General features: G+C 65.7%; 6 protein-coding genes and 2 pseudogenes. 3 read left to right on the top strand and 5 right to left on the bottom strand.

Going from position 1 to position 6779, the window contains the following annotated elements; all coding sequences use genetic code 11:
* The 3 genes and pseudogenes from EN914_RS18620 to EN914_RS18630 form a co-directional block, all read left to right on the top strand.
* Positions 1–264: pseudogene (locus EN914_RS18620) on the top strand (aspartate aminotransferase); the annotation flags it as partial.
* A 162-nt stretch (positions 265–426) separates the two neighbouring features.
* Positions 427–1665 (top strand): MFS transporter, encoded by a 1239-nt coding sequence (locus tag EN914_RS18625; protein ID WP_024503036.1) that lies wholly within the window; start codon positions 427–429, stop codon positions 1663–1665.
* Between the two features lie 51 nt (positions 1666–1716).
* Positions 1717–2025, top strand: a complete 309-nt coding sequence (locus EN914_RS18630; RefSeq protein ID WP_024503037.1) for an NIPSNAP family protein — start codon at positions 1717–1719, stop codon at positions 2023–2025.
* A gap of 100 nt (positions 2026–2125) precedes the next feature.
* Here EN914_RS18630 and EN914_RS18640 read toward each other — a convergent pair whose 3' ends face one another.
* The 5 genes and pseudogenes from EN914_RS18640 to EN914_RS18660 form a co-directional block, all read right to left on the bottom strand.
* Positions 2126–2839: a glutamine amidotransferase gene (locus EN914_RS18640; protein ID WP_024503038.1), complete on the bottom strand. Its 714-nt coding sequence runs from the start codon at positions 2837–2839 to the stop codon at positions 2126–2128.
* A gap of 15 nt (positions 2840–2854) precedes the next feature.
* Positions 2855–3334 (bottom strand): TerB family tellurite resistance protein, encoded by a 480-nt coding sequence (locus EN914_RS18645; RefSeq protein ID WP_013528912.1) that lies wholly within the window; start codon positions 3332–3334, stop codon positions 2855–2857.
* 36 nt (positions 3335–3370) lie between these two features.
* Entirely contained in the window at positions 3371–4975 is a 1605-nt protein-coding gene (locus EN914_RS18650; RefSeq protein ID WP_024503039.1) for a heme biosynthesis protein HemY, read from the bottom strand.
* A gap of 10 nt (positions 4976–4985) precedes the next feature.
* The gene (locus tag EN914_RS18655) at positions 4986–6458 is read right to left on the bottom strand and encodes a COG4223 family protein (RefSeq protein ID WP_024503040.1); all 1473 of its coding nucleotides are present in this window, start codon (positions 6456–6458) and stop codon (positions 4986–4988) included.
* A gap of 109 nt (positions 6459–6567) precedes the next feature.
* Positions 6568–6779: pseudogene (locus EN914_RS18660) on the bottom strand (uroporphyrinogen-III synthase); the annotation flags it as partial.

Genomic DNA, 6779 nt, shown 5'->3' on the forward strand with positions numbered 1-6779 from the left:
GTCCAGGCCTGGATCGACCGCGAACCGCTGATCGACTGGATCAGGCCCGAAGGCGGTGTCGTCGGCTTCCCGCGCCTCGATGTCGAACCCGGCTTCGACCTCGACCGGTTCTATGCGAACCTGCTGGAGAACCATGGAACCTATGTCGGACCCGGCCACTGGTTCGAGATGGAAAAACGCTTCTTCCGCGTCGGCTTTGGCTGGCCGACGGAAGCCGAATTGCGCGGCGGCCTCGACGCCATCTCCGTCGCGCTGCGGCAGTAACTTCCGCGTGCCGGCGATGGAGCAGGCTGAAAATTCCTTGATCCAGCACTGATTTTGACGCATATCCGCGGCGAACTGAGCTAAAAGTTCCGCCAGCCGGACCAGCGCCCATCGTGGAAGTGCCCCGCCAGCTGACGCCACTGCAATGGGGCCTCTTAAATCATGACCGCCGAACAGATATCACCGGACCAGCGCTATGCCGCGTTCCGCCACCGCTCCTTCCTGAGTTATTGGGCGGCGCGTTTCCTCACCACATTCGCCACCATGATCGTGTCCGTCGCGGTCGGCTGGCAGATGTACGATTTGACCCGCGACCCGCTCGATCTCGGCCTGGTCGGCATCGTCCAGTTCCTGCCGTCGCTGCTTCTGGTGCTGGTCACCGGTGTCGTCGCCGACCGCTTCGGCCGCCGCCTGATCATGGCGCTGGCGGTCGTGGTGGAGGCGATGTGCGCGCTGGCGCTGCTGTTCCTGGCGCTGCGCGGCATCAGCGGGCCGCTGCCGATCTTCTGCGTGCTTGCCATGTTCGGCGTCGCCCGCGCCTTCTTCGGTCCGGCCTCCGCGTCATTGTTCGCCAATCTGGTGCCGCCTCAGGATTTCGCCAACGCCATCGCCTGGAATTCATCGGCCTGGCAGACGGCGACCATCGTCGGACCCGTCGCCGGCGGCCTGCTCTACGGCGTGTCGCCGGAAGCGGCCTACGGAACCGCCGCTGTCCTGATGCTTGTGTCCGGGCTGCTGATCTTCACCATCCCGAAGCCGTCGCAGCGCACCGAGTCGGACAAGCCGACGATGCAGCACCTGCTCGGCGGGTTCAGCTATATCTGGAGCGAGAAGATCGTGCTCGGCGCCATCTCGCTCGATCTGTTCGCCGTGCTTCTGTCCGGCGCCTCGGCGCTGCTACCGGTCTATGCGCGCGACATCCTCCAGCTCGGCCCGTGGGGCCTCGGCCTGCTGCGCTCGGCGCCCAGCATCGGCGCCATTTGCGTCGCCATCTGGCTGGCCGGGCATCCACTTCGCAACCACGCGGGCATGATCATGCTGGCCGCCGCAGCCTCGTTCGGCGCCTTCACCGTGGTTTTCGGCCTGTCGACCATCACCTGGCTGTCGATCGTGGCATTGGTCTTCCTTGGCGCCACCGATATGTTCAGCGTCTACATCAGGGAGACGCTGATCCAGCTGTGGACGCCCGACGAGGTGCGCGGCCGCGTCAACGCCGTCAACCAGGTCTTTGTCGGCGCCTCCAACGAGGTCGGCGAATTCCGGGCCGGCACGATGGCCGCGCTGATCGGCACGGTGCCGGCCGTGGTGATCGGCGGCATCGGCGCCATCGCCGTCGCGGGCCTGTGGATGGTGCTGTTCCCCCAATTGCGCAAGGTGCGCCACCTCAACGGGCGCAACTGATCTTCCCACGGTTGACAGCCGACATGCCTAGCCCATGCCACAGGAGCTCTCATGATCACTTGCTACCTGAAATACGTCATCGACCCCTACAAGCTTGCCGAGTTCGAAGATTATGGTCGTCGCTGGATAGCTCTGGTCAACCGCCTCGGCGGAAACCATCACGGCTATTTCCTTCCGAGCGAGGGGGCGAGCAACATCGCCTATGCCATGTTCAGCTTCCCGAGCCTTGCCGACTACGAGGACTATCGCAAACGGATGGCTGCCGACCCGGAATGCCAGGAAGTGTTCGAAATGGAAAAACGCAATCGCAGCATTCTCAGCTACGAGCGCAGCTTCCTGCGGCCGGTGCTCGAACCTTAATGCATGTCGCCCAAAAGTGGCCCCGGTTTTGGGAGAACGACATGCATGAAGACAAAGACCTAAAGCGGGTCGCCTGAAATCCGTTCAGACGACGGTTTAGCTATCTGCTCGACTTGCCGAAGATCATCCGCAAAAACTCGTCCAGCCAGCGCTTGAGATGCATGTCCCAGATCAGCCGGCCGCCGAGATGATCGCGGCCGGGCTGGGCACCGGGCAATTCGAAGCGATGCGCGCCGCGCACCACCCAGCGCTGCATCATCACCCTGGTCAGTTCGCCATGGAACTGGATGCCCCAGGCATTGTCGCCGTAGCGGAAGGCCTGGTTGGGATAGGTCTCGGCCGTCGCCAGCAGCGTCGCGTCCCTGGGCAGCGAAAAACCCTCGCGGTGGAACTGGTAGACCATCTCCGGCCAGTGCATCAGTTGCTTGCCGGCTTCGGTCGCCTTCAGGGGATACCAGCCAACCTCGACCAGCCCTTCACCATGACCCTCGACCTTGCCGCCGAGACAGTTGACCAGCATCTGCGCGCCGAGACAGATGCCGAGACATGGCCGGTTCTCCCTCAGCGGTATTTCCAGCCAGTTGGTCTCGCGGCGGACGAACTCGTCGTCGTCATTGGCGCTCATCGGGCCGCCGAACACCACCGTGCCGGCGTGGTCGTCCAGTGTTTCGGGCAAGGCGTCGCCAAGCGGCGGCCGGCGGATGTCGAGATCGAAACCTTCTTCCAGCAACATATGGCCGACACGTCCCGGGCTCGAACTCTCCTGATGCAGCACGATCAGGATCTTTGGCTTCGAACTCGTCTGGCGTGGCATGGGAAGGCGAAGATCCTATTCGTCGCTCGATGTTCCGGTGGCGCCGGGCGCGTGCGCCGCCGCCTTGCGGCGCGCCTCGACGCGATCGTGGCGTTCGACGCCGATCAGCTCGGCGACGCGCCAGACGGTGTTGTCCTCGAGCTCGTGCAACTCGCCGTCGGCATAGACGATTTCCCACATCAGGCCGATGAAGGCCTTGCGCGCATCGGCATCGAGATGGCGCTTCAGGACGCTGGTGAAGGCGTAGAGATCGATCGCCTCATTGTCGGCCCGCTCGCCGGCAGCGGCCAACGCTTCGAGTTCCGCGCCACTGATCGAATAGCTCTCGGCCAGCACCGCCTTGAACCGCTCCCACTCGACATCCTGGCGCACGCCATCGGCGTTCATCACATGGTAGAGCAGCGCCGAGGCGGCGACACGCGGATCGTCCGTGCTGGCATGCGTGCCGGCACCGGCCGGCAAATCCCTGAGAAACGACAGAACGCGTTCAAACATAGATCCATACCCCAACGGCCTGACGGCCTGCCCAACTCAAAACAACCGAAACCGGCGCGGCGATTTCTCCGCTTCCTCGTCCGGATCGACGCCGGGATCGTCCGGCAGCCGCGCAAGCTCCTCGGCCGGCTCGACGCCTTCGGCATCGCTCGGCACCGCGGCGAAGGCCGCTGCCGTGATCGGCCTGACATGATCTTCTTCGCGACTTTCAGCTTGCTTGCCCGCCGACGTCTCGCCACCGGCGTCGTCGATCACTTCGATCGGCCTTTTTTCGCTCGTCGGCTTTGCCAATGCTTCAATAACCGGTGCCGCACCCGCTGGCGCGTCATCATGGCTGTCGATCAACTGGCCAAGACGCTCCATCGGCGCGCGCCACTCGAAGGCGTCGAGCCGGCCGGTGATCGGCGATATCGGAGCCCAGCGTTCCGATACCACGCCGTCTGCGACCCAGGCCGGATCGCGCGGCGCCCGCACCGCCCTGGACAGCAGCTGCCGCACTTTGCCCTGATCGCCGGTCTCGGCCTCCTCGATGTCGGCGAGCAGCAGATAGGCGCCCTCGCGACGGTCCATCCGGATCGCCGCCTCGGCCTCGCGGCGGGCGGTCGCGAAATCCTGCGCGTCGAGCGCGGCGCGCGCCACCGTCATCGACGATTCGGCGTGGTTCTTCTTCATCTCCTGCAGCTTCTTCGCCCGGTTGAGGCGGTCGAGCACCGCGTCGCCCGGCCTTGCATGGGTATAGAGCTCGGCGATCTCCGGATGCGGCTCGGCCTTCCACGCCGCCTCGAGTATCTTCGAGCCCTTGCGCACATCGTTCTGCTTGAACAGTGCGGCCGCGGCGGCCACGGCGGCAGGCGCGAAATCGGGCCTGAGCTTGTTCGCCTCGATCGCGGCCGTTCTGGCGGCGGCGGGATCGCTGTCGGCAAGCGCCTGCGCCTTGGCGGTCAGCAGCACGGCGCGGCGGCGGTTGGCGGCATCGCGTTCGATCTGCCGTGTCGCTTTCTGCGCGTCGACCAGTTTCAGGGCGCCGTCCCAGTCGCCGCGCGCGGTCAGCTCTTCCAGCGTCGATTCCGCCGCCCAGGCCAGTTGCGGCGCCACAGCGGCGGCGCGGCCGGCATAATGCCTGGCGGCGTTGCGGTCGCCGAGCCGTTCGGCTTCCAGATAAAGCCCGCGCAAACCCAGCAGCCGCATTTCGGGATCGTCGAGCATGCTCTCGAATTTCTGCCGCGCGCCTTCATGATCGCCTTCGAGCAGCGACGCCTGCGCTTCGAGCAGGTGGATCAGCGGCTCCTGGTCGGAACGGATCAGCTTGGCGGCTTCCTTGGTCTTCTTGCGGGCCAGCGCGCCATCACCGGCGCCGGCGGCAATCATGCCGGTCGACAGCGCCTGATAGCCACGATCGCGGCGGCGGACACGGAAATAGCGCGAGATGGTGTAGGGGCTGTTCCACAGCGCCTTGAGCAGCCACCACAGGATCATCACCGCAGCGACCACGGCAACGACAGCCACCGCCGCCACCATCAGGCTGACCTGGTATTGATAGCCGTTGAAAGTGACGACCATGTCGCCCGGCCGGTCGGCCAGCCAGGCAAAGCCCAGCCCGAGCGCGAAAACGACGATGAGGAAGGCGAGCAGGCGGATCATTGTGTTGCCCTCATGCCTTCATCGCGCCCGAGATCAGCGCATCGACCTGGGTTTCGACCTCGATGCGCGCCTTCAGCTTGCCGGCAAAGTCGGCGCCCGCGGCCTTGGCGGCCTCGGGCAGCGTTTCATACTCGCTGAGTGCCTTGGCGTAGTCGCCCTGGTTGACCGCCGCCTCCATGCGCGCGACGGTTTCCGGTGCGCCGGCGCCTTCGACGGCGCCGATCGGCCTGACCTTGACCAGCGATTGCGCGCTCGACAGAAGGCTCTGAACGAAGCCGGCATTCTCATCGACAGGCGTCGCCGCCGTGACCATAGCATTGGCGGCGGCATCAGCCTGCGATGCGATCTCGGCGCGGGTTGGAATGCCCTTTTCGGCATAGGGGCGCAGTGCCGCAAGCTGCGGCGCATCAGGCGAAATCGCGGCGAGGGTTTCGAGTTCGGCCGAAAACGGCCCGCCACGCTCAAGCGCCGCCTTCAAGGCCGACGCCGCGATGGCAAGCGCGATCTTCGGCTGTCCCGCCGCCGCCTCGACCTTGCCGGACAGCTGCGACACAGACTGCTCCAGCGCTTTCAGCCGGCCATCCTGCGCGGTCGCCGCCTCGCCGGCCGACTTCACCTGCGCGTCGAGGCCTGCCAGTTTTTCGGTGAGCGGACCAAGATCGACCGGCGCCGCGCTGCCCGCCTTGCCGAGGGCGGCGACCGCCGTCTCGATCTGCGCGACCTTGTCGCCCAGTGCGGTGACGCCGGCCGCGTCGCCTGCTCCACCTTTCTCGACAGCCGATTTCAGCGCCGCGACATCGGCCTTGACCTGCTCCAGGCCCGAGGACAGCCCGACCATCTTCGCCGCTGCATCGCCATTGCCGCCGGCGTCCTTCAAGCCGGCGATTTCGGTCTTCAGCGAGGCGATGTCGCCATTGACGCCATCGAGCGAGACGCCGGCACCGGAACCCGGCGCGCCGAGCAGGCCGGCAAATTGCAGCCCGCCGGCGCCGACCAGCGCGATGACGCCGCCGATGATGCCGGCGGCGATGCCGTTGAGGCCGCCACGCTTTTCAGGGGCTGGCGCCGTTCTCTCGTCCCGTGTCTCGGCTTTCGCCTTGTTGCCGTCGGTCTGCGCTGCCGACGCGTCGTCGAAACCGTAGTCGAAGGTTTTGGCGCGGTTGGGCGGCGCATCCGAACCGGGATAAGGCAGCTCTGGCTCGGCGGCTTTGGCTCCGCCATCCGCCGGCGCTTGCCCTTCCGCACCTGCGGCGCCATCGGCATGCTCCCACGGCTCGAGATCGGTCTGGTCGGCATGAACCGGCTCTTCGGGAACCTCGGGCTGCGAAGCGTTCGCTGCTTCCTCGGCCTTCGCCTCGTCTGTCTGCGCCTCCTGCGTGGCGGCGTCCTCGTCGGCGATGCGTGAGACGGCGCCCGGCTCGAGATCGATGGTCACCGGCTCGCGGCGGCTTTTCGAGTGTCGCATCTTCGGCGTCTTGACCATGCCTGGGCTCCGCACATTCGCTTCGTCTCAACGCCTGGCGGCGCATGATGGTTCAGAAAGGGTCTAGCACATCACCAAGCGGTGAAAAGGGGCGGTGTGATGACGCGGCTCAGCGCGGCGCCTGCAAAAGCGCCAGCAATGCCTCCTCGTCAGGTTGCGCGGCAATGCGGATCCTTTCGCCGGTGGCATCGTCGAAGGCTGCGGCGATCCGCGTGGAAAGCGCAAAAACCCATGTTTTTTCGAAGAGACCGCGCAGAGCGGGCCGTCTTGCCAACATCTGCATCGCCGCCGCCGCCTTGGCTGAATAGAGCAATACCGCGT

Source organism: Mesorhizobium sp. M7A.F.Ca.CA.001.08.2.1 (assembly GCF_003998455.1).
Taxonomy (GTDB): domain Bacteria; phylum Pseudomonadota; class Alphaproteobacteria; order Rhizobiales; family Rhizobiaceae; genus Mesorhizobium; species Mesorhizobium ciceri.

Excerpts from the sequence above, each read along its gene's own strand:
- EN914_RS18655 (WP_024503040.1), bottom strand. The coding sequence starts at position 6,458 with ATGGTCAAGACGCCGAAGATGCGACACTCGAAAAGCCGCCGCGAGCCG.
- EN914_RS18650 (WP_024503039.1), bottom strand. The coding sequence starts at position 4,975 with ATGATCCGCCTGCTCGCCTTCCTCATCGTCGTTTTCGCGCTCGGGCTG.
- EN914_RS18630 (WP_024503037.1), top strand. The coding sequence starts at position 1,717 with ATGATCACTTGCTACCTGAAATACGTCATCGACCCCTACAAGCTTGCC.
- EN914_RS18645 (WP_013528912.1), bottom strand. The coding sequence starts at position 3,334 with ATGTTTGAACGCGTTCTGTCGTTTCTCAGGGATTTGCCGGCCGGTGCC.
- EN914_RS18640 (WP_024503038.1), bottom strand. The coding sequence starts at position 2,839 with ATGCCACGCCAGACGAGTTCGAAGCCAAAGATCCTGATCGTGCTGCAT.
- EN914_RS18625 (WP_024503036.1), top strand. The coding sequence starts at position 427 with ATGACCGCCGAACAGATATCACCGGACCAGCGCTATGCCGCGTTCCGC.